The 18,997-nt window shown below is 70.3% G+C and carries 19 protein-coding genes; 6 read left to right on the top strand and 13 right to left on the bottom strand.

The window, feature by feature from the left end:
* Positions 1–80: 80 nt before the first annotated feature.
* The 3 genes from ACT54X_RS02610 to ACT54X_RS02620 are packed head-to-tail and all read right to left on the bottom strand — an operon-like array spanning position 81 to position 2,501.
* Positions 81–779 carry a response regulator transcription factor gene (locus tag ACT54X_RS02610; RefSeq protein WP_294369434.1) on the bottom strand — a complete coding sequence of 233 codons (699 nt, stop codon included), beginning with the start codon at positions 777–779 and terminating at the stop codon, positions 81–83.
* Complete coding sequence (locus tag ACT54X_RS02615; protein WP_476344877.1) at positions 776–1,981, bottom strand: sensor histidine kinase; 1,206 nt, start codon at positions 1,979–1,981, stop codon at positions 776–778. Before ACT54X_RS02615 ends, ACT54X_RS02610 begins: the two co-directional genes overlap by 4 nt.
* A 49-nt stretch (positions 1,982–2,030) precedes the next feature.
* Positions 2,031–2,501 carry a nuclear transport factor 2 family protein gene (locus ACT54X_RS02620; protein ID WP_294369435.1) on the bottom strand — a complete coding sequence of 157 codons (471 nt, stop codon included), beginning with the start codon at positions 2,499–2,501 and terminating at the stop codon, positions 2,031–2,033.
* Positions 2,502–2,613: 112 nt separating this feature from the next.
* Between ACT54X_RS02620 and ACT54X_RS02625 the strand changes: the two genes are divergently transcribed.
* A complete protein-coding gene (locus tag ACT54X_RS02625; protein WP_294369437.1) occupies positions 2,614–3,213 on the top strand; it encodes a TetR/AcrR family transcriptional regulator in 600 nt (199 codons plus the stop codon).
* Between the two features lie 6 nt (positions 3,214–3,219).
* Here ACT54X_RS02625 and ACT54X_RS02630 read toward each other — a convergent pair whose 3' ends face one another.
* The 3 genes from ACT54X_RS02630 to ACT54X_RS02640 all read right to left on the bottom strand — a co-directional run bounded on the left by ACT54X_RS02630 (position 3,220) and on the right by ACT54X_RS02640 (position 7,556).
* On the bottom strand, positions 3,220–4,206 hold the full coding sequence (locus ACT54X_RS02630) for a 2-dehydropantoate 2-reductase (protein WP_294369879.1): 987 nt from the start codon (positions 4,204–4,206) through the stop codon (positions 3,220–3,222).
* An 80-nt stretch (positions 4,207–4,286) separates the two neighbouring features.
* A complete protein-coding gene (alaS, locus tag ACT54X_RS02635) occupies positions 4,287–6,911 on the bottom strand; it encodes an alanine--tRNA ligase (RefSeq protein ID WP_294369439.1) in 2,625 nt (874 codons plus the stop codon).
* A 99-nt stretch (positions 6,912–7,010) separates the two neighbouring features.
* Positions 7,011–7,556: a 2'-5' RNA ligase family protein gene (locus tag ACT54X_RS02640; RefSeq protein ID WP_294369444.1), complete on the bottom strand. Its 546-nt coding sequence runs from the start codon at positions 7,554–7,556 to the stop codon at positions 7,011–7,013.
* 226 nt (positions 7,557–7,782) lie between these two features.
* Here ACT54X_RS02640 and ACT54X_RS02645 point away from each other — a divergent pair, with 226 nt between their 5' ends.
* The 4 genes from ACT54X_RS02645 (at position 7,783) to ACT54X_RS02660 (ending at position 10,645) form a co-directional block, all read left to right on the top strand.
* Entirely contained in the window at positions 7,783–8,607 is an 825-nt protein-coding gene (locus ACT54X_RS02645) for a ferritin-like domain-containing protein (RefSeq protein ID WP_294369447.1), read from the top strand.
* A 44-nt stretch (positions 8,608–8,651) separates the two neighbouring features.
* On the top strand, positions 8,652–9,299 hold the full coding sequence (gene nth / locus ACT54X_RS02650; RefSeq protein WP_476344881.1) for an endonuclease III: 648 nt from the start codon (positions 8,652–8,654) through the stop codon (positions 9,297–9,299).
* A gap of 72 nt (positions 9,300–9,371) precedes the next feature.
* On the top strand, positions 9,372–10,127 hold the full coding sequence (locus tag ACT54X_RS02655; protein ID WP_476344883.1) for an alpha/beta fold hydrolase: 756 nt from the start codon (positions 9,372–9,374) through the stop codon (positions 10,125–10,127).
* A complete protein-coding gene (locus ACT54X_RS02660; RefSeq protein ID WP_476344885.1) occupies positions 10,124–10,645 on the top strand; it encodes a nucleoside deaminase in 522 nt (173 codons plus the stop codon). The genes ACT54X_RS02655 and ACT54X_RS02660 overlap by 4 nt, the downstream gene beginning before the upstream one ends.
* A 9-nt stretch (positions 10,646–10,654) precedes the next feature.
* On the opposite strand, the gene ACT54X_RS02665 is transcribed toward ACT54X_RS02660, so the two are convergent.
* The 4 genes from ACT54X_RS02665 to ACT54X_RS02680 form a co-directional block, all read right to left on the bottom strand.
* Positions 10,655–11,242, bottom strand: coding sequence for a histidine phosphatase family protein (locus tag ACT54X_RS02665; protein ID WP_476344887.1), 588 nt, complete (start codon positions 11,240–11,242; stop codon positions 10,655–10,657).
* The gene (cobS, locus tag ACT54X_RS02670; RefSeq protein ID WP_476344889.1) at positions 11,227–12,024 is read right to left on the bottom strand and encodes an adenosylcobinamide-GDP ribazoletransferase; all 798 of its coding nucleotides are present in this window, start codon (positions 12,022–12,024) and stop codon (positions 11,227–11,229) included. Before cobS ends, ACT54X_RS02665 begins: the two co-directional genes overlap by 16 nt.
* A gap of 7 nt (positions 12,025–12,031) precedes the next feature.
* Positions 12,032–13,099, bottom strand: a complete 1,068-nt coding sequence (gene cobT, locus ACT54X_RS02675; RefSeq protein WP_476344890.1) for a nicotinate-nucleotide--dimethylbenzimidazole phosphoribosyltransferase — start codon at positions 13,097–13,099, stop codon at positions 12,032–12,034.
* A gap of 98 nt (positions 13,100–13,197) precedes the next feature.
* Entirely contained in the window at positions 13,198–14,664 is a 1,467-nt protein-coding gene (locus tag ACT54X_RS02680; protein WP_294369882.1) for a cobyric acid synthase, read from the bottom strand.
* A gap of 183 nt (positions 14,665–14,847) precedes the next feature.
* On the opposite strand from ACT54X_RS02680, the gene ACT54X_RS02685 reads away from it, so the two are divergent.
* Positions 14,848–15,831: a threo-3-hydroxy-L-aspartate ammonia-lyase gene (locus tag ACT54X_RS02685; RefSeq protein WP_294369461.1), complete on the top strand. Its 984-nt coding sequence runs from the start codon at positions 14,848–14,850 to the stop codon at positions 15,829–15,831.
* Between the two features lie 210 nt (positions 15,832–16,041).
* On the opposite strand, the gene cydX is transcribed toward ACT54X_RS02685, so the two are convergent.
* Genes cydX through ACT54X_RS02700 form a run of 3 tightly spaced genes read right to left on the bottom strand, consistent with a single transcriptional unit; the run spans position 16,042 to position 18,974 of the window.
* Positions 16,042–16,167, bottom strand: coding sequence for a cytochrome bd-I oxidase subunit CydX (cydX, locus tag ACT54X_RS02690; RefSeq protein ID WP_114804163.1), 126 nt, complete (start codon positions 16,165–16,167; stop codon positions 16,042–16,044).
* A gap of 43 nt (positions 16,168–16,210) precedes the next feature.
* Positions 16,211–17,365, bottom strand: coding sequence for a cytochrome d ubiquinol oxidase subunit II (gene cydB / locus ACT54X_RS02695; protein ID WP_294369465.1), 1,155 nt, complete (start codon positions 17,363–17,365; stop codon positions 16,211–16,213).
* A 19-nt stretch (positions 17,366–17,384) separates the two neighbouring features.
* Positions 17,385–18,974 carry a cytochrome ubiquinol oxidase subunit I gene (locus tag ACT54X_RS02700; protein ID WP_294369470.1) on the bottom strand — a complete coding sequence of 530 codons (1,590 nt, stop codon included), beginning with the start codon at positions 18,972–18,974 and terminating at the stop codon, positions 17,385–17,387.
* Positions 18,975–18,997: the final 23 nt, after the last annotated feature.

Genomic DNA, 18,997 nt, shown 5'->3' on the forward strand with positions numbered 1-18,997 from the left:
GCCAACACCGATGCGCCCTCGACAAATCGCGCCCGCACCGTCGAGCCCCTGTAGGGCTGCCACTACACGGGCGGCCGGAATCAGGGCCGGGTGCCGCCCTGGGCCAGCCTTTCGGCGTAGAGCGCGAGCTCGACGTCGTTCTTGGTGCCGGTCTTTTCGAGGACGCGCGCCCGGTAGGTGCTGACGGTGTTGGGCGCCAAGCCCAGGCGCGCACCAATCTCGCTCACGCTGTGCCCCGTCGTGAGCAGGCGGAAGACCTGGTGCTCGCGGTGCGACAGCGCTTCGGTGGCGGCGCCGCCGCGGCCCACGGCGGCCGCCAGCGCCTCGGCAGTGGCAGCCGTCACGTGGATGCCACCGGCCGCCGCCTTGCGCACCGCCGCCACCATCTCGTCCGCATCGGCGCTCTTGTTGAGGTAGCCGGCCGCGCCCAGGCGGATGCAGCGCACGGCGTACTGCCGCTCCGGGTAGGTGGAGATCATCACGACCGGCAGCGTGGGCCAGTCGGCGCGCAGGGCCTGCAGCACGTCCAGCCCGTCGCGGCCGGGCAGCGCGATGTCCAGCAGCACCAGGTCGATGCCGGCCCGGCCGCCCAGGGCGGCCACCTGCGCCAGCACCTCGGGCCCGGTCACGGCCTCGGCGGCGACCACGATCTCGGGCGCGCCGTTGGCCGGATCGCCCAGCACCTGGCGCAGGCCTTCGCGCACGATGCGGTGGTCGTCGCCGATCAGCACGCGTACGGCGGCGGGGCGGGAAGCGGTCGTCGGGGTATTTGGCGTCATGGCGCCGGCATGCGAAGGTGCAGCGTGGTGCCCTGCCCCACCGTGCTGTGCACGTCCACCGTGCCGCCGAAATGCAGGGCGCGCTCCCGCATGCCGCGGATGCCGTAGGAGCCCGGCGCGTGGAAGGCCTGCACGGGCGCGCCCGCGCCGTCGTCGCTCACCATCAGGTGCAGGTTGCCGTCCGCCATGCGGATGTCGATGTCCACGCGGTTCGCCCGCGCATGGCGGCCGACGTTGCTCAGCATCTCCTGGAAGATGCGGAACACCGCCATTGCCGCCGGCTCGGGCAGCTCGGGCGCGCCATCCACGGCCATGCGCCAGCCCAGCGCCAGTTCGGCCGACTGGACGAACTCGTTGGCCTGCCACTCCAGCGCCGCCCACAGGCCCTGGTGGTCGAGGATGCTGGGCCGCAGGTCGGTGATGATGCGCCCCACGTTGTCCACGGCCCGCTCGATGAGCTGGCTCATGTTGTCGCACTTGGCGCGCAGCTGCAGGCGCATCGCTTCGGCCTCGGCCGGTTCGCGCGCCTTCTGCTCGCCCAGGCGGCGGTTGACCCAGTCGACGTCCATCTTCATGGCCACCAGCAGGCTGCCGAGTTCGTCGTGCACCTCGCGCGCGATGCGCGTCCGCTCTTCCTCGCGCACCGAGTCCATCCAGGCCGACAGCGCGCGCACCTGGCTGAGCGCAGCGCTCAGCTCGGCCGTGCGCTCCGCCACGCGTCGCTCCATCTCGTCGCGCGATTCACGCATGGCCTGCGCGGCACGCTTTCGCTCGGTGATGTCGACGAAGGTGATGACGGCGCCGCGCACCGTGTCGCCGTCCACGATGGGATAGCTGGAGTATTCGACCGCGAAGCAGCTGCCGTCGCGGCGCCAGAACACCTCGCTGTCGATGCGGCACGGCAGGCCGCGGCGGAAGGCGTTGAAGATCGGGCAATCGGTGTCGGCATAGACCGAGCCGTCGGGATGCGAATGGTGCGTGAGCTCGTGCATGTTGCGGCCCAGCACCTCGGCGGCGTCATGGCCCAGCAGCTCGGCCCCGGCCCGGTTGATGAACATGCAGTGCCCGTCCAGGTCGATGCCGAAGATGCCTTCGCCGGTGGACTCCAGCAGCAGGCCCAGGCGCCGGTGCCAGGGCACGCCATCGCCCAGGTCCATCGGGGAAAGCGCGCCCGCGAAGGCGCCAGGGTCGTGCACAGCCATGCACCATCCGCATGCAACCGCCGTGCCTGCAAGGTGCACGGCGTGCCGCTCAGAGGCCGAGCTCTTCCAGCCCCGGATGGTCATCGGGCCGGCGCCCCAGCGGCCAGTGGAAGCGGCGGTCGCTTTCGGCGATCGGCAGGTCGTTGATGCTGGCGAATCGCCGCTGCATCAGGCCCTGTTCGTTGAACTCCCAGTTCTCGTTGCCGTAGCTGCGGAACCAGTGGCCCGAGTCGTCGCGCCATTCGTAGGCGAAGCGCACGGCGATGCGGTTGCCGCCGAAGGCCCAGAGGCCCTTGATCAGCCGGTAGTCCAGCTCTCGCGCCCACTTGCGCTGCAGGAAGGCGCGCGCGGCCTCGCGGCCGACCGGGAACTCGGTGCGGTTGCGCCAGACGGTGTCCTCGGTGTAGACCTGGGCCACCCGGTCGGGATCGCGGGAGTTCCAGGCGTCCTCGGCGCCGCGCACCTTCTGGGTGGCGGATTCGAGCGTAAAGGGCGGCAGGGGTGGGCGGGTGTCGGTCATCAGAGTCAGGCTCCTGGGGTGGCAAGGGTGGAAAGCGGCCGATGTAGACAGACCTGTCTATATCGGCGGCCGCACGATACTGCATGTAGACAGACCTGTCTACAATGGCGGCATGCCCTCCCCTGCCCCCCAGGATTCCGAGCTGCCTGCGCGCGACCGCATCCTCTCGACCGCCCACGACCTGTTCTACCGCGACGGCATCCGCGCCACCGGGGTGGACCGGCTGATTGCCGAGTCGGGCGTGGCCAAGCTCACCTTCTACCGGCACTTTCCGAGCAAGGATGCGCTGGTGCGCGCCTTCCTGGACCTCCGGCATGCGCGCTGGATGGCCTGGTTCATCGACGCGCTGGGCCGACATGGCGCCGGCGAGGCCGCGCACGGCAGCGCACACCTCCTGCTGCTCGCCGACGTCCTGGACGAATGGTGCGCGCAGCCGGACTTCCGCGGCTGCGCCTTCATCAACACCGTGGTCGAGCTGGCGCCAGCCCTGCCCGAGGCCGTGGCAGTGGCGCAGGTGCACAAGGCCGAGATGACGCAGGTGATCGCGCAACTGCTGCCGGAAGGGCCGCTGCAGGGCCTGCTGGCCGATGCCGCGGCCCTGGCCTTCGACGGCGCCATCGTGCGGGCACAGATGGCCACCGACGAGGGCGGACGGCAGGCGGCCGTCGCGACGCTGCGCGCCGTGCTGTCCGCACTGGTCGCGCGGCGCTGAGCGCCCTCAGAGCCCCAGCGCCTGCCGCAGTTCGGCTGAACCCAGGCGCGGCGGCGGCGCGGGCCAGCCGCCATCCATCAACGCGACCATGCGCGCGTTGCGCGGCGCATCCAGGCCGTGGCCGCGGGCCAATCGGACCACGGCGCCGCACAGCGCATCGACCTCGGTGCGACGGCCCAGCGCCACGTCGTCGGCCATGCTGGAGCGCGCCTTGGCATCGACCTTGAGCATGGGCGCCGCCACGCGGCGGAAGAGCCAGTCCGGCAGGCGCAGCAGCCCGGGCAACCGGCCGGGCTGCACAGCGGTCATCTGTGCGGGTTCGATGCCCGCGGCACGCAGCACCGCCAACGCTTCGTCGATCAGCGCGGCGAAGCAGCGGCGGTAGCCGCGGTCCAGCAGTTCGTCACGCAGCGGCATGCCCGACAGCGCGTTGACGGGGTTGTTGAGGTTGAGCAGCAGCTTGCCCCACTGCACGCCGGCCATGTCGGCATGCAGGTCCAGCGGCAGGCCGGCGGCCTCGAACACCGGCAGCCAGGGCCGCAGCGCCGCATCGTCCTGTGCTGCCAGCCTGCCGGGCGTGCCGCGGTGGTAGGCACCAGGCGCGAGCTCAGCGATGTTGTAGGGCACCATGCCCGGCAGGGCGCGCAGCGCAGGCGCGGCCGCCTGCACCACGCGGTCGTTGCCGATGCCGTTCTGAAGCGAGAGCACGGGCGTGCCGGCCGGCAGGCTCGCGGCCAGTTCGGCCGCCGCCTGTGCCGTGGCGCCGCCCTTGACCGTGAGCAGCACCAGGGCCGGCCGCGAACCGGCCGGAACGGCCTGCGCCAGGCCCAACTGGGGCGCGCCAACGGTGCGGCGCGCGCCATCGCGGTCGGTCAGCGTGAGCCCCTTGGCCGCCAGCGCCTCCACCACGCGCGACCGCCCCACGAAGGTCACCGGCACGCCTGCGGCAGCCAGGCAGCCACCGACGTAACAGCCAACGGCGCCCGCCCCCATGACCAGCACCTCGCCCGGTACGGACGGCTCGGAAGCGACCGGCACGTTCATCTGTATGGAACGAGCAATGCGGCGGCTGATCAGACCCGCTCGGCCACCCAGCCCTGCACCGAGCCCAGGGCCTTCGGCACGGCCGCGGCATCGGTGCCGCCGGCCATGGCCATGTCCGGCTTGCCGCCGCCCTTGCCGCCCACCTGCTGGGCGACGAAGTTGACCAGCTCGCCGGCCTTGGCCTTGGCCGTGAGGTCGGCCGTGACGCCCGCGGCGATCTGCACCTTGGCACCGTCGACTGCGGCCAGCACCACGATGGCGCTCTTGAGCTTGTTCTTGAGCTGGTCCATGGTGTCGCGCAGCGTCTTGGCATCGGCGCCGTCGAGCTTGGCCGCCAGCACCTTCACGCCCTTGACGTCGATGGCCGAGCCGGCCAGTTCGTCGCCCTGGCTGGAGGCCAGCTTGCCCTTGAGCGCCCCGATCTCCTTCTCCAGCGCACGCACCTGATCGAGCACCTGTGCCAGGCGCGGCTGCACCTCGGTGGCGGGTGTCTTGAGCGTGGCGGCCACGCTCTGCACGGTGCCTTCCAGGCCCTGCAGGTAGGCCAGCGCGTTCAGGCCGGTGACGGCCTCGACGCGGCGCACGCCGGCGGCCACGCCCGATTCGCTGACGATCTTGAACAGGCCGATGTCGCCGGTGCGCTGCACGTGCGTGCCGCCGCACAGCTCGCGGCTGCTGCCGATGTCCAGCACGCGGACGGTCTCGCCGTACTTCTCGCCGAACAGCATCATGGCGCCGGTCTTCTGGGCTTCTTCCAGCGGCAGCACGCGGGCCTGGGTGGCGGCATTGGCCAGCACCTCGGCGTTGACGCGCTGCTCGATCTCGGCGATCTGCACCGCGGTCACGGGCGCGTTGTGGGCGAAGTCGAAGCGGGTCTTGTCGGCGTCGACCAGCGAGCCCTTCTGCTGCACATGCGTGCCCAGCACCTCGCGCAGGGCCTTGTGCATCAGGTGGGTGACGCTGTGGTTGCGGGCCGTCGAAGCACGGCGCTCGCCGTCGACGGCGGCCGTGACGGCATCGCCCACCTTGAGCGTGCCTTGCGTCTGCATGCCGTGGTGGCCGAAGACGTCGGCCTTGATCTTCTGCGTGTCCTGCACGCCGAAGACCACGCCCTCGGCCGTGATCAGGCCCTGGTCGCCGACCTGGCCGCCGCTTTCGGCATAGAAGGGCGTGGTGTCGAGCACCACGATGCCGGCCTGGCCCTGGGCCAGCTGCTGCACGGCAGCGCCTTCGTGGTAGAGCGCGACCACCTTGGCGGCCTCCTGCAGGTGCTCGTAGCCGGTGAAGACGTTGCCAGCGCCGCCGTACTCGACCGCGCGCTCCATCTTGAACTTGCCGGCGGCGCGGCCGGCGGCCTTCTGGCGCTCCATGGCGGCATCGAAGCCGGCCTCGTCGACCGTGACGTCGCGCTCGCGGCAGACGTCCTGCGTCAGGTCGAGCGGGAAGCCGTAGGTGTCGTGCAGCTTGAAGGCGACCTCGCCCGGCAGGGTCTTCTGGCCGCCGGCCAGGGCTGTGTCCAGGATGTCCATGCCGTTGGCCAGCGTCTCGTAGAAGCGCTCTTCTTCGGCCTTGAGCGTGTCGGTGATGTGCTGGGCCTGAGCCTGCAGGCGCGGATAGGCGGCGCCCATCAGCGCAACCAGGTCGGCCACCAGCTTGTGGAAGAAGGGCTTCTTCTGGCCCAGCTTGTAGCCGTGCCGGATCGCGCGGCGGATGATGCGGCGCTGCACGTAGCCGCGGCCTTCGTTGCTGGGCACCACGCCGTCGCTCACCAGGAAGGAGGTGGCGCGGATGTGGTCGGCGATGACCTTGAGCGAAGGATTGGCCAGGTCGGTGCAGCCGGTCTCGCGCGCGGCGGCCTTGATCAGCGCGTCGAAGATATCGATCTCGTAATTGCTGTGCACGTGCTGCAGGATGGCCGCCAGGCGCTCCAGGCCCATGCCGGTGTCCACGCAGGGCGCGGGCAGCTTGACCACGCTGCCGTCTTCCTTCATGTCGAACTGCATGAACACGTGGTTCCAGATCTCGATGAAACGGTCGCCGTCTTCCTCGGGGCTGCCCGGGGGGCCGCCGGGGATGTGCGCGCCGTGGTCGTAGAAGATCTCCGAGCAGGGACCGCAGGGGCCGGTGTCGGCCATCATCCAGAAGTTGTCGGACTTGTACTTGCCGCCCTTGTTGTCGCCGATGCGGATCACGCGCTCGGGCGGCAGGCCGATCTCCTTGGTCCAGATGTCGTAGGCCTCGTCGTCGTCGATGTAGACGGTGGCCAGCAGCTTCTCGGCGGGCAGCTTGAAGACCTGCGTCAGCAGCTCCCAGCCCCACTTGAGCGACTCGCGCTTGAAGTAGTCGCCGAAGCTCCAGTTGCCCAGCATCTCGAAGAAGGTGTGGTGGCGGGCGGTGTAGCCCACGTTCTCGAGGTCGTTGTGCTTGCCGCCGGCACGCAGGCAGGCCTGCACCGACGCGGCGCGCACGTAGGGCCGCTTGTCCTCGCCCAGGAACACGTCCTTGAACTGCACCATGCCCGAGTTGGTGAACATCAGCGTCGGGTCGTTGCCCGGCACCAGCGGGCTGGACGCGACCACGGTGTGGCCCTTGGATTCGAAGAAGTCGAGGAAGGTCTTGCGGATGTCCGCAACCGTGAAGGTGGGCTGGCTCATGTGGTGTGGTCGCTCTGTACCGCGGTGCGCCGCGGCTTGGGGGCGCCTGATGCAGGCCCCGATGGCCGGCCCAAGTGCCTGATTTCGCAGAACATTCGATTATAGGTTTGGGGGGGTGGCCGACCCGCCCCGCAAGGGATAGCGCGCCAGCACCTCGTGGTGTACCGGATGCGGTGGCAGCCAGGAGCGCACGAGCAGGAATTCGTCCACCGCCCAGTCGATGACATCGCCCTGGGGCGCGGCGGCCTCCCAGGCGCGGCGCGCCAGCGTGACGTGGGGTGTCCAGGGCGGCGGCGGGGGTGCCCAGGGGCGCAGCACCTGCGCGATGCGGGCATGCAGATCCACCAAGGCGGGATTCGCCTCGGCCAGCAGCACGGCGACGCCGTTGTGCGTCCAGACGCGGGCCCCACCGAGATGCAGGTGCAGGTGCGAGCCGTCCACGCCGGCCAGCGCCTGCCGGATGCCCGGGATCGCCGTATCCGGCTGCGGACCGAGCACCGCCATCGTCAGGTGCAGCCGGTGCGCCTTCGGCCGCTTGGCTGGCTTGGGCCAGTACCACCGCGCCCGGTGGCCGTCCAGCGCCTTCTGGACCGCCGGGCCGGGCATGAGGAAGACGTAGAGGACGGGCGGACGGAGGTCGGTCATTGGACGAATGTGGGCCTTGCCCGCGGAACGGATCTCCCGGCGAAAGCCGGTCGGAGGCTCAGGGCGCCGGCGGTCATCATGCGGTCAGCTGAATGGCATGCGAATTGGGGCATCATCCAGCACGGCTCGGACGGTTCGTGACGATTTCCTACTGAATGGAAACAGTAAAAGCCCTAGTGTGTCGGCTTGCCGGCACGGCATCCGCCGAAGCCCGCAAGGAGAACCCATGCTGGATGTGCACACCAAACCGCACTGGACCCTGGACGACCTCGACTTCTCGCGCATTGACATCGACAAGGCGCGCGGCGACGACACCCTCTTCTACCTGGCCTGCTCCGCCTCCTTCATCGAGAGCGGCTCCGACCTCTACACCCGCAACCTGATCGACTATTTCGAGGGCGACGACGAGGTGGCCGGCTGGCTGCGCAGCCAGTGGGAGCCCGAAGAGCTGCAGCACGGCAGTGCGCTGCGCGCCTATGTCGAGCACGTGTGGCCGGACTTCGACTGGCAGCCTGCCTACGACGCCTTCCTGGCCGAATACGCCACCTACTGCAAAGTGGAGCTGCTGGCCCCCACGCGCGGCCTGGAGATGTCGGCCCGCTGCGTGGTCGAGACCGGCACCGCCACCTACTACAAGGCGCTGGCGCGCTTCACGCGCGAGCCGGTCTTCCACGACTTGGCCACGCGCATCGCGGCCGACGAGGTCAACCACTACAAGCACTTCTACCGCTACTACCGGCGCTACCGGGCGCAGGAACGGCTGGGCCGCATGCGCGTGTTCGGCACCGTGGCCCGCCGCACGCTGGAGCTCAAGAGCGAGGATGCCGACTGCGCCATCCGCCACATCGCGCCCGCCCGCGCGCCGGCCCAGGGCCATGATCCGCAGTACCTGCGCAAGGTCAGCCAGGACCTGAACCGCGTGATCCGCACGAATCTCGAAGTCGGCCCCACCCTCAAGATGCTGATGCGTCCGCTGGAGCTGCCACCCCGCGTGCAGGCGGCCATGCAGGTGCCGGTGGCCCAGTTCATGCAGAAGGTCTTCCTGCGCTGACCCTGCGCCCGAGCCGCGGGGCGGCGCCCCATAATCGCCGCCCCATGAAAGTCGCCGACATCGGTCCCTTCTTCGCCACGCTCCAGGCCGCCAACCCGGCGCCCGCCACCGAGCTGGAATACACCACCCCCTTCGAGCTGCTGGCCGCCGTGCTGCTGTCGGCCCAGGCCACCGACGTCGGCGTCAACAAGGCCACGCGCAAGCTCTATCCCGTGGCCAACACGCCGGAGGCCATCCTGGACCTGGGCCTCGAAGGCCTGGAGGGCTATATCAAGACCATCGGCCTGTACCGCAGCAAGGCCCGCCACCTGATGGAGACCTGCCGCATGCTGGTGGAGCAGCACGGCGGCGAGGTGCCGCGCAGCCGCGAGGCACTGGAGGCCCTGCCCGGCGTGGGCCGCAAGACGGCCAACGTGGTGCTCAACGTGGCCTTCGGCGAGCCCACCATCGCGGTCGACACGCACATCTTCCGCGTCAGCAACCGCACCGGTCTGGCACCGGGCAAGACGCCGCTGGCGGTGGAACTCAAGCTGGGCAAGCGCGTGCCGGTCGAATATCGGCTGCATGCCCATCACTGGCTGATCCTGCATGGCCGCTACGTGTGCGTGGCGCGCAAGCCGCGCTGCTGGGAATGCGCCGTGGCGGCCTACTGCGACTTCAAGCCGAAGACGCCGGCACCCGCCACGAAGTAGCCCGGGCGCCTTTCTCAACCAGCTGATCCACACAGCCACGCCCACCCGCCCTTTCACCCGACGACCGCCGCCATGACCCGCCACATCGTCCTCATCCACGGTGCCTGGCAAGGCGCCTGGGCCTTCGACGCCTGGCTGCCGCTGCTGCGCGAACGCGGCTGGCAGCCGCATGCAGTGGACCTGCCGGGCAACGGCTGGCCGCCGCTTGGCGATGCGCCCGCCAGCCTCGACGCCTACACCGCCCATGTGGCGGGCGTGATCGACGCCCTGGGCGAGCCGGCCGTGGTGCTGGGCCACAGTGGTGGCGGCATCACCGCCTCGCAGGTGGCCGAGGTGCTGCCCCAGCGCGTGGCCGCCCTGGTCTACCTGGCCGGGATGATGTTGCCTTCCGGCATGGGCTTCGGGGAACTGGTGCGGCAGGTGCAGGCCGAACAGCCCGGCCGCGACTTCTCGGGCATCGGGCCCTGGCTGCAATGGAACGCCGACCGCAGCGCCAGCCGCGTGCCCGCCGAAGGCGCGCTGCGCTGCTTCGTCCACGACTGCGAGCCCGCTGCCGCCGCACAGGCCGCGGCGCTGCTGCGTCCGCAGCCCGAGAGCGGGCGCGCCATGGTCAACCGGCTGAGCGCCGGACGATTCGGCCGCGTGCCCCGGTTCTACGTGGAATGCCTGGACGACCAGTCCGTCTATCACCCGCTGCAGGCGCGCATGCAGCAGCTCAGCCCCGGTGCCCGCCGCCTCACCCTGCCCTGCGGCCATGTGCCGCAGCTGGCCGCCCCGCAGGCCCTGACCGACCTGCTGATCCCCGAACTCGAAGCCCTGCTGCCATGACCGACACCACGCCGACGACCTATCCGCCTCAGGGCCTCGCGCCCACGCACGAGCAGATCCTGCGCCACCTGCGCCGCTCCAACGAGGTGGCGCGCCGTGCCATGGCGCTGGGCCACCATCCCTTCGGCGCGATCCTCGTCGGCCCGGACCAGGAGACGGTGCTGCTGGAGCAATGCAACATCGACACGGTGAACCATGCCGAATCGACGCTGGCGCGCGTGGCGGCCACCAACTTCACGCCGGAGTTCCTGTGGAGCTGCACGCTCTACACCGCCGTGGAACCCTGCTGCATGTGCGCCGGTACCGCCTACTGGGCCAACATCGGCCGCGTGGTCTTCGGCATGACCGAGCACCAGCTGCTCGAGGCCACGGGCGACCATGCCGAGAACCCGACGATGAGCGTGCCTTCGCGCTATGTCTTCGACCATTGCCAGAAGCCGGTCGAGCTGATCGGGCCGGTGCCGGAGATCGCGGACGAGACGGTGGCGATGCAAAAGGCGTTCTGGGCGAAGCGCTGACTGAAAGGCTCAAGGCGCTGCCAACGGCGAGCAGCGGCCGAACTCCACCGGCGTGGACGGCCAGTCCGCGGCAATGGCGATGCGCCTCCGGCCCTGGCTCAGCAGTTCGACAGCGCGGATCACGCCGGCATGGGTGATCCAGAGTTCTGGCCGGCGCGCCTGATGCCATTCGTCCCAGGCGCCGCCGATGCGGTCCAGGAAGCGGTGCACGCTCTCGCCATGCAGCCCGGGTGGCGTCTCGCCGAAGTCCCCGGTCCACGTCTCCATGGCGTCACGGCCGATGTCCGACCACAGACGGCCCTCCCAGGCGCCGAAGTCCATCTCGGCCAGGCGTGGGTCGGTGCTCGGCATCAGGTCCGGACGCAGCGCATGGAGCGCAAGCGCCAGGTCCTGGCAGCGACGGGCGGGCGAGCAGCGCAATGCCACACCCTGCGGCAGCAGCCGCGCTGCCTGCGCCGCGGCCTCCTGCGTGGCCACCGGGTCGGCCTCGACCTCGGTGATGCCGTAGCACAGCCCCGGCGCCACCAGCACGCGCGCATGCCGCATCAGCCACAGCGCGGGCAGCGCGCCCTCCGCACGGTTCACCACGGCCGCCATGCCAGCGCCAGGTAGATCGCCAGCTCGCACAGCTGCTGCGTGGCGCCCAGTCCGTCGCCCGTGAAGCCGCCGAGCCGGCGCCGCAGCAGGCGGAACATCCACGCCGCCGCGGCTGCGCCCAACAGCAGCGCTGCAAGCCCGTTCAGCAGGCCCTGGGCGGCCAGCAGCAACAGGGCGGCAGGCACGGACCAGGCCAGGCCCACCGCCAGCGCCCCGGCCGGCAAGGCATCGGCCAGCGGCTTGGACTTGGAGGTCGCGCTGTCTCCCACATGCGCAAGGCCCCGGATGAGGATGAGGGGCGCCAGCCGCGACAGCACGTGTGCGGCGAGCAACGACGCCACCGCCGCCGCCGCGCCCTGCTCCGCCAGCGTGGCGAGCAGCGCCGTCTTGAGGCCCAGTGCCAGCACCAGCGCCAGCGCGCCGAAGCTGCCGATGCGCGAGTCCTTCATGATCTCCAGCGCGCGCTCGCGCTGCGCCGAACCACCGAGCCCATCGGCCGTGTCGGCCAGGCCGTCCTCGTGGAAGCCGCCGGTCGCCCAGACCGTCACGGCCGTGGCCAGCACGGCGGCAGCCAGGGCGCCCATGGGTCCGCGCAGGCCGGCCAGACCCAGCGCAAACACCATGGCCGCGATCAATCCGACCACCCAGCCGATGCCTGGAAAGTGCGCGGCGCTGGCCCGCAGCATCTGCGGGCTGTAGCCCACCCAGGCCGCCAGCCGGCCCGTGACCGGGATGCGGGTGAAGAACTGCAGCGCGAGCAGGAAGTGCCGCACGCCGTTCATGCGGGCCTCATTCCGACTGGCGCGACACGCCGGCCGACTCGAAGCTGGCCATCTCGCCCAGGATGCGGCAGGCCGATTCGAGCAGCGGCCAGGCCAGCGCGGCGCCGGAGCCCTCGCCCAGGCGCAGGCCCAGGTCCAGCAAGGGCTGCAGCCCCAGTGCCTGCAGCAGGCACGCATGTCCCGGCTCGGCCGAGCCATGGGCGGCGACACAGCGCTGCACCACCTGCGGCCGCAGACCCTGCGCCACCAGCACGGCGGCGCTGGCGATGAAGCCATCGACCACGATCACCCGCCGCTCCTCGGCCGCCTGAAGCACGGCGCCCACCAGCGTCGCGATCTCGAAGCCGCCGAAGGCGCACAGCGCCGCCAGCGGCCCCTGCGCATCCGCATGCCGCGCCAGCACTTGGCGCAGCACGGTGCGCTTGCGGGCCAGTCCGGCGGCATCGAGGCCGGTGCCGGGGCCGGTGCAGGCATCGATGTCCGCGCCCGTCAGGCGAGACAGCAGCAGTGCCGCGGCCGAACTGTTGCCGATGCCCATCTCGCCCAGCAGCAGCGCATTGCCGGGCAGCCCGCGCACCACCTCGCGGCCGTTGGCGATGGCCTGCGCGCATTGCTGCGGCGTCATGGCAGGGCCCTGCGATGCATCGGCCGTGCCGGCACCGACGCGGCGCGAGAGCAGGCCCGGCGCAGGCTCGAAGGGCTGGCGCACGCCGCAGTCCACGACGGTGAGCGCCAGCCCGTGCTGGCGTGCCAGCACGCTCACGGCCGCACCGCCGGCCAGGAAGTTGTGGACCATCTGCCAGGTCACGTCGGCCGGATAGGCCGACACGCCCTGCTGCGCCAGGCCATGGTCCGCAGCGCAGACCAGCACCTGGGGCTGTGTCAGTGTGGGCGTGGCGCTGCCGAGGATCAGGCCCAGGCGCAATGCCAGGACCTCCAGCCGGCCCAGGGCGCCCAGGGGCTTGGTCTTGTTGTCGATGGCAGCCTGCAGGCGCTCGGCCAGTGCGGCGTCGTGCAGGTCGGCAACGGGGGGCAGGTCGAGGTCCTGCAGCAAGGAGTCTGGTGAGAAGGTCATTTCAGTTTCAAGGGCGACGGCCGGGGGCACCAGCCGCCGCAGGCGCCTCTGTCAGTGTCCGTCAGGGGCGCTGAGCGCCGCCAAGTCCCGCCGCCGGGTCACGGGTCGATCAGCCCGGCCAGCACGCCGGGCGCGAAGTGTCGGTCGATGTAGTCGGCCAGGCCGTCGAAGGTGGCATCGAGCGTGGGCACCTGCGCGCCGAACAGCGCGCGCACCGCGCCCGCATCCTCGAACAGGCCGTGCAGGTAGAGGCCCAGCACGTTGCCCGCGGTGTTCTGCCAGCCCAGGCCATCGGGCAGCACCGGCTGACCCTGGGACGCCAGTTGCGGATGCACGCCGGTCTGGCCGTGGTGGATCTCGTAGCCCGCCAGCGGCACCTGGGCAAGCGCGGACCAGGGGCCGGTCACGGCCTCGAAACAGGTGCGGCGAAGGCGCACGGTCTTCTCCCGTGCGAACACGGTCACCAGCGGCAGCAGCCCCAGGCCGGGCGCGTTTCCGTCGATGCCATGCGGATCGACCAGCGCCTCGCCCAGCATCTGCAGGCCGCCGCAGATGCCCAGCACCCGCCCGCCCGCCGCGGCGTGCGCGGCGATGGCGCGGTCCAGGCCCTGGGCCCGCAGCCAGGCCAGGTCGCTGGCGGTGGCCTTGGAGCCCGGCAGCACGATCCAGTCGACGCCCGCCAGCGCCTCGGGCGTGCGCGCCCAGACGAGCCGCAGGCCCGGCACCTTCTTGAGCGGCTGGAATTCGTCGAGGTTGCTGATGCGCGGATAGGCGACCACGGCGACCGTGAGACCGCCGGGTGCACGGTCGCCGCTCGGCCGGTCGTCGAACACGCCGTCTTCCTCCGGCAGCCCGTGCTGCCACCACATGGGCAGCGTGGCGACGGTGGGCACGCCGGTGAGGCCCTGCAACTGCTCGGGGCCGGGTGCCAGCAGCGACGCGTCGCCGCGGAAGCGATTGAGCACGAAGCCGGTCAGACGGGTACGGTCGGCCTCCGGCATCAGCGCCCAGGTGCCGTAGAGATGCGCGAAGGCGCCGCCGCGGTCGATGTCGGTCACCAGCAGGCAGCGCGCATCGGCATGGCGGGCCATGCGCAGGTTGACGATGTCGCTGGCCATCAGGTTGATCTCGGCCGGCGAGCCGGCGCCTTCGAGCACCACCACGTCATGGTCGGCCGCCAGGCTGTCGAAGGCCTCGGCGATGCGCGGCCACACGGCGGCGCTGCGTTCGCGCCAGGGCGTGCGGGTCAGCACCTCGTGCACCTCGCCCATCAGGATCACCTGGCTGGCGGTGTCGCGCTCGGGCTTGAGCAGCAGCGGGTTCATGCGCACGTCCGGCACGGCACGCGCGGCCAGGGCCTGGAAATACTGGGCACTGCCGATCTCGCCGCCGTGGTCCGCGTCATGGCGGGCCGGCACCACGCGGGCGTTGTTGCTCATGTTCTGCGCCTTGAAGGGCGCCACCCGCAAGCCCTGCCGCGCATACCAGCGGCACAGCGCAGTGGCCAGCCAGCTCTTGCCGGCACCGCTGGTGGTGCCGAGGACCATGACGCAGCGCGCGCCCATCAGCGGCCTGGGCGCCATGCGCTGGGACGGATCGGCAAATGGAGGCAGCAGGCGCAGGGCATCGAAAAATCATAGCCGCCGCGGCATGGGCGATCCGGCCGGCGGGGCAGTCGGCCTGTTCTGCTGCAGTGCCCTTCGATCTGTTCCGGCTCCTGCGCGGTCCGGCGTGGCATGCTCCGGTGCATGACCGAGCTGACCCTCCCCACCTACGACGATGTGGCCGCTGCGGCCGCGCGCATCGACGGCCATGCCCACCGCACGCCCGTGATGCGCTCGCGCACCGCGGACGCCGAACTCGGCGCCCAGGTCTTCTTCAAGTGCGAGAACCTGCAGCGCATGGGCGCGTTCAAGTTCCGGGGTGCCTTCAACGCGCTGTCGAAGCTGGACGCCGCGCAGCGCCGCGCCGGCGTCGCGGCCTTCTCTTCGGGCAACCACGCGCAGGCCGTGGCGCTGGCCGCGCGCGAGCTGGGCATGCCGGCCGCCATCCTGATGCCCGAGGATGCGCCGGCCGCCAAGATCGCCGCCACCCGCGGCTACGGCGGCGAGGTCATCACCTACGACCGCTACACGCAGGACCGCGAGCAGCTGGCCCGCGGCCTGGCCGAGCAACGCGGCATGACGCTGATTCCGCCCTACGACCACCCGGACGTGCTCGCCGGCCAGGGCACGGCCGTCAAGGAGCTGATCGAGGACACGGGCCCGCTCGATGCGCTCTTCGTCTGCCTGGGCGGCGGCGGGCTGCTGTCGGGCTCGGCGCTGGCGGCGCGGGCGCTGTCATCCCAATGCAAGGTGTACGGCGTGGAGCCCGAGGCCGGCAACGATGGCCAGCAGTCGCTGCGCACCGGCCGCATCGTGCACATCGACACGCCCCGCACCATCGCCGACGGCGCGCAGACGCAGCACCTGGGCGCCTACACCTTCGCCATCATCCGCCGCGACGTCGACGACATCCTCACCGCCACCGACGCGCAGCTGGTCGAGGCCATGCGCTTCTTCTTCACGCGCATGAAGCTGGTGGTCGAACCCACCGGCTGCCTGGGCTTCGCGGCAGCACGGGCCATGAAGGACTCGCTGCGCGGCCAGCGCGTGGGCGTGATCCTGAGCGGCGGCAATGTGGACATGGCGCGCTTCAGCGCATTGATGGCGGAACCGGCCGGCACCCGCTGAGCCGCGCGGCAGGCAACAGGACTTCTGTTTTTCACGGCCCTTTGCGTGACCCACGCCGCATGAAACCGGCACGGCTACAAGAATCCAATGGCCGCGGAGCAGGCCACGCAAGTGCACCCGCGGAACTGGCTTTGCTAGGCCGCGGGGTGCGCCCCCCTCCAAGCCGAAGGCGCCAGAGAGGGGGGAGCCGCGAAGCGGCATGGGGGGTGTCTACTTCGGCGGGTCCAGCTTGTCATGGCGGATCGCATCGTCTTCCATCAGCTCGAACCACATCGCGTTGAGCACGGCGAAGGCCGCCGCGAGCGGCAGGCCGAGGAGCCAGGAGAAATACCACATGGTGTTGTTCCTTCGTGTTTGTAGATAAGCAGTGCAGGCACGCTCAGTAGGCGTGGCCGCGCTCCTCGCGGATCGCATCGGGATCGACCTTGCCGCGCATGACCGAGAACACCCAGCTGGTATAGGCCAGGATGATCGGCATGAAGACCAGCGTGCAGACGAGCATGATGAAGAGGGTGAGGTGGCTGGACGAGGCGTCCCACACGGTCAGGCTGGCCCGCGGGTCCAGCGACGAGGGCAGCAGGAAGGGAAACATCGACACGCCCACGCTGACGATCACGCCCGCAATGGCGAGGCCGCTGGCCAGCAGCGCCGACAATTCGCGCCGAGCCATGAAGCACAGGGCCGCAAGCAGCGCGCCCGCCACGCCCAGGGCCGGCACCAGCCACAGCGCCGGATGCGCCGCGTAGTTGGCGAACCAAGCGCCCTGCCCCACCGCCACCGTCTTGAGCAGCGGTGCCGAAGGGCCAACCGGGTTGATGGGGCTCGTGATCTCGTAGCCGCCCACGAAGCGCGCCAGCAGCAGGCCGGCCACCCCATACAACACAGCCGTCAGCGGCGCGGCCACGATGCCGATGCGGCGTGCCCGCTCGGCCACGGCGCCGCCCGTCTTCAGCTGCAGCCAGGCCGCGCCGTGCATGGCCAGCATGGCCACCGACAGCACACCGGCCAGCAGCGCATAGGGGTTGAGCAGGCCGAGGAAGCTGCCCTCGTAGAAGATGCGCATGTCGTCGCTGAAGCGGAAGGGCACACCCTGCAGCACATTGCCCAGCGCCACGCCGAAGATCAGCGCTGGCACGAAGCCACCGACGAAGAGCGCCCAGTCCCAGCGCGAGCGCCAGGCCGGGTCTTCCTTCTTGCTGCGGAACTTGAAGCCCACGGGCCGAAGGATCAGCGCCACCAGCGTGGCGAACATCGCCAGGTAGAAGCCCGAGAAGGAGACGGCATAGATGTGCGGCCAGGCGGCGAAGATGGCGCCACCGCCCAGGATCAGCCAGACCTGGTTGCCCTCCCACACCGGGCCGATGCTGTTGATGACGACGCGGCGCTCGGTGTCGTCGCGGCCGACGAAGGGCAGCAGCATGGCACTGCCCAGGTCGAAGCCGTCGGTGAGCGCGAAGCCCACCAGCAGCACGCCCAGCAGAGCCCACCAGATGAGGCGCAGGACGTCGTAGGAAATCAGTTCGTGAAGGATCATGATGCAGCTCCTGCGGTGATCAGCGCACCAGCGCCAGTTCGGGGGCGGCCTCGGCGCGCAGTGCGGCGGGCGGCGGCACGGGATGCTCCTGCGGCCCCTTGCGGATGGCCTGGAGCATCAGCTTCATCTCGATGACCAGCAGCACGCTGTAGATGGCCACGAAGCCCAGCAGCGTGGCCAGCACGGTGCCGGCGCCCAGGTTGGAGACGGCCACGCCCGTGGGCAGCACCCCTTCGATGATCCAGGGCTGGCGGCCGAACTCGGCCACGAACCAGCCGCATTCCGCGGCGATCCAGGGCAGCGGGATGGCCCACACCGCCACCTTCAGCAACCAGGGATGCGCCTCCAGCCGGCGACGCGCCGACAGCCAGAAGAAGGCCGCCGTGAGCACGATGAAGAACAGGCCCAGCGCGACCATGACGCGGAAGGTCCAGTACAGCGGCGCGACCTGCGGCACGGTGTCCCAGGCGGCCTTGGCGATCTGCTCGGGCGTGGCCTGGCGCGGATCGTCCACATAGCGCTTGAGCAGCAGCGCATAGCCCAGCTGCCGGCCGTTCGCCTCGAAGGCCGCCTTGGCTTCGGGCGGCACGGTGCCGCTGGCGCCGGCGGCGCGGATCTTCTGCAACGCGTCGTAGGCCACCACGCCCTCGCGGATGTTGACCTCGGCGCGCTTGACCAGGTCGTCGATGCCGGGAATTTCGGTGTCGAGCGAGCGCGTGCCGATCAGGCCCATGACCCAGGGAATGTGCACGGCGAAGTGCGTCTCGCGCGCCGCCTGGTCGGGGAAGCCGAAGGCGGTGAAGGCGGCGGGCGCGGGCTCGGTCTTCCACATCGCCTCGATGGCGGCGAGCTTCATCTTCTGGTGCTCGGTGGAGAGGTAGCCGCTCTCGTCGCCCAGCACCACCACCGACAGGGAGGCGGCCAGGCCGAAGGAGGCCGCAACGGTCATCGAGCGCTTGGCCAGGTGCACATGCCGACCCTTGAGCAGGTACCAGGCCGAGATGCCCAGCACGAAGAGCGCCGCCACCACGTAGGCGGCCGAGACCGTGTGCACGAACTTGGCCTGCGCCACCGGGTTGGTCAGCACGGCGAAGAAGTCGGTCACCTCCATGCGCATGGTCTGCGGGTTGAACTGCGCGCCCACCGGGTTTTGCATCCAGCCGTTGGCGATCAGGATCCACAGCGCCGACAGGTTGGAGCCCAGCGCCACGCACCAGGTCACGATCAGGTGCTTGAGCTTGGACAGCCGCTCCCAGCCGAAGAAGAACAGGCCGACGAAGGTGGCTTCGAGGAAGAAGGCCATCAGCCCCTCGATGGCCAGCGGCGCGCCGAACACGTCGCCCACGTAGTGGCTGTAGTAGCTCCAGTTCATGCCGAACTGGAACTCCATGACGATGCCGGTGGCCACGCCCATGGCGAAGTTGATGCCGAAGAGCAGGCCCCAGAACTTGGTCATGTCGCGCCAGAGGGTGCGGCCGGTCATGACGTAGACGGTCTCCATGATCGCGATCAGGATCGCGAGCCCGATGGTCAGGGGAACGAAGAGAAAGTGGTAGAGGGCCGTGACTGCGAACTGCAATCGTGAGAGGCCGACGATGTCGAGGTCCATGGTGAGACTCCTTCTGAAATGCT

It is taken from the genome of Pseudacidovorax sp. DMC4 (genome assembly GCF_056314265.1).

Coding starts and splice junctions, on each gene's coding strand:
- cobT (WP_476344890.1), bottom strand. CDS start 13,099: ATGACCTTCTCACCAGACTCCTTGCTGCAGGACCTCGACCTGCCCCCC.
- ACT54X_RS02655 (WP_476344883.1), top strand. CDS start 9,372: ATGACCCGCCACATCGTCCTCATCCACGGTGCCTGGCAAGGCGCCTGG.
- ACT54X_RS02700 (WP_294369470.1), bottom strand. CDS start 18,974: ATGGACCTCGACATCGTCGGCCTCTCACGATTGCAGTTCGCAGTCACG.
- ACT54X_RS02620 (WP_294369435.1), bottom strand. CDS start 2,501: ATGACCGACACCCGCCCACCCCTGCCGCCCTTTACGCTCGAATCCGCC.
- ACT54X_RS02645 (WP_294369447.1), top strand. CDS start 7,783: ATGCTGGATGTGCACACCAAACCGCACTGGACCCTGGACGACCTCGAC.
- cobS (WP_476344889.1), bottom strand. CDS start 12,024: ATGAACGGCGTGCGGCACTTCCTGCTCGCGCTGCAGTTCTTCACCCGC.
- ACT54X_RS02625 (WP_294369437.1), top strand. CDS start 2,614: ATGCCCTCCCCTGCCCCCCAGGATTCCGAGCTGCCTGCGCGCGACCGC.
- cydX (WP_114804163.1), bottom strand. CDS start 16,167: ATGTGGTATTTCTCCTGGCTCCTCGGCCTGCCGCTCGCGGCGGCCTTC.
- ACT54X_RS02665 (WP_476344887.1), bottom strand. CDS start 11,242: ATGGCGGCCGTGGTGAACCGTGCGGAGGGCGCGCTGCCCGCGCTGTGG.
- ACT54X_RS02640 (WP_294369444.1), bottom strand. CDS start 7,556: ATGACCGACCTCCGTCCGCCCGTCCTCTACGTCTTCCTCATGCCCGGC.
- cydB (WP_294369465.1), bottom strand. CDS start 17,365: ATGATCCTTCACGAACTGATTTCCTACGACGTCCTGCGCCTCATCTGG.
- ACT54X_RS02685 (WP_294369461.1), top strand. CDS start 14,848: ATGACCGAGCTGACCCTCCCCACCTACGACGATGTGGCCGCTGCGGCC.
- nth (WP_476344881.1), top strand. CDS start 8,652: ATGAAAGTCGCCGACATCGGTCCCTTCTTCGCCACGCTCCAGGCCGCC.
- ACT54X_RS02630 (WP_294369879.1), bottom strand. CDS start 4,206: ATGGGGGCGGGCGCCGTTGGCTGTTACGTCGGTGGCTGCCTGGCTGCC.
- ACT54X_RS02660 (WP_476344885.1), top strand. CDS start 10,124: ATGACCGACACCACGCCGACGACCTATCCGCCTCAGGGCCTCGCGCCC.
- ACT54X_RS02615 (WP_476344877.1), bottom strand. CDS start 1,981: ATGGCTGTGCACGACCCTGGCGCCTTCGCGGGCGCGCTTTCCCCGATG.
- alaS (WP_294369439.1), bottom strand. CDS start 6,911: ATGAGCCAGCCCACCTTCACGGTTGCGGACATCCGCAAGACCTTCCTC.
- ACT54X_RS02610 (WP_294369434.1), bottom strand. CDS start 779: ATGACGCCAAATACCCCGACGACCGCTTCCCGCCCCGCCGCCGTACGC.
- ACT54X_RS02680 (WP_294369882.1), bottom strand. CDS start 14,664: ATGGGCGCGCGCTGCGTCATGGTCCTCGGCACCACCAGCGGTGCCGGC.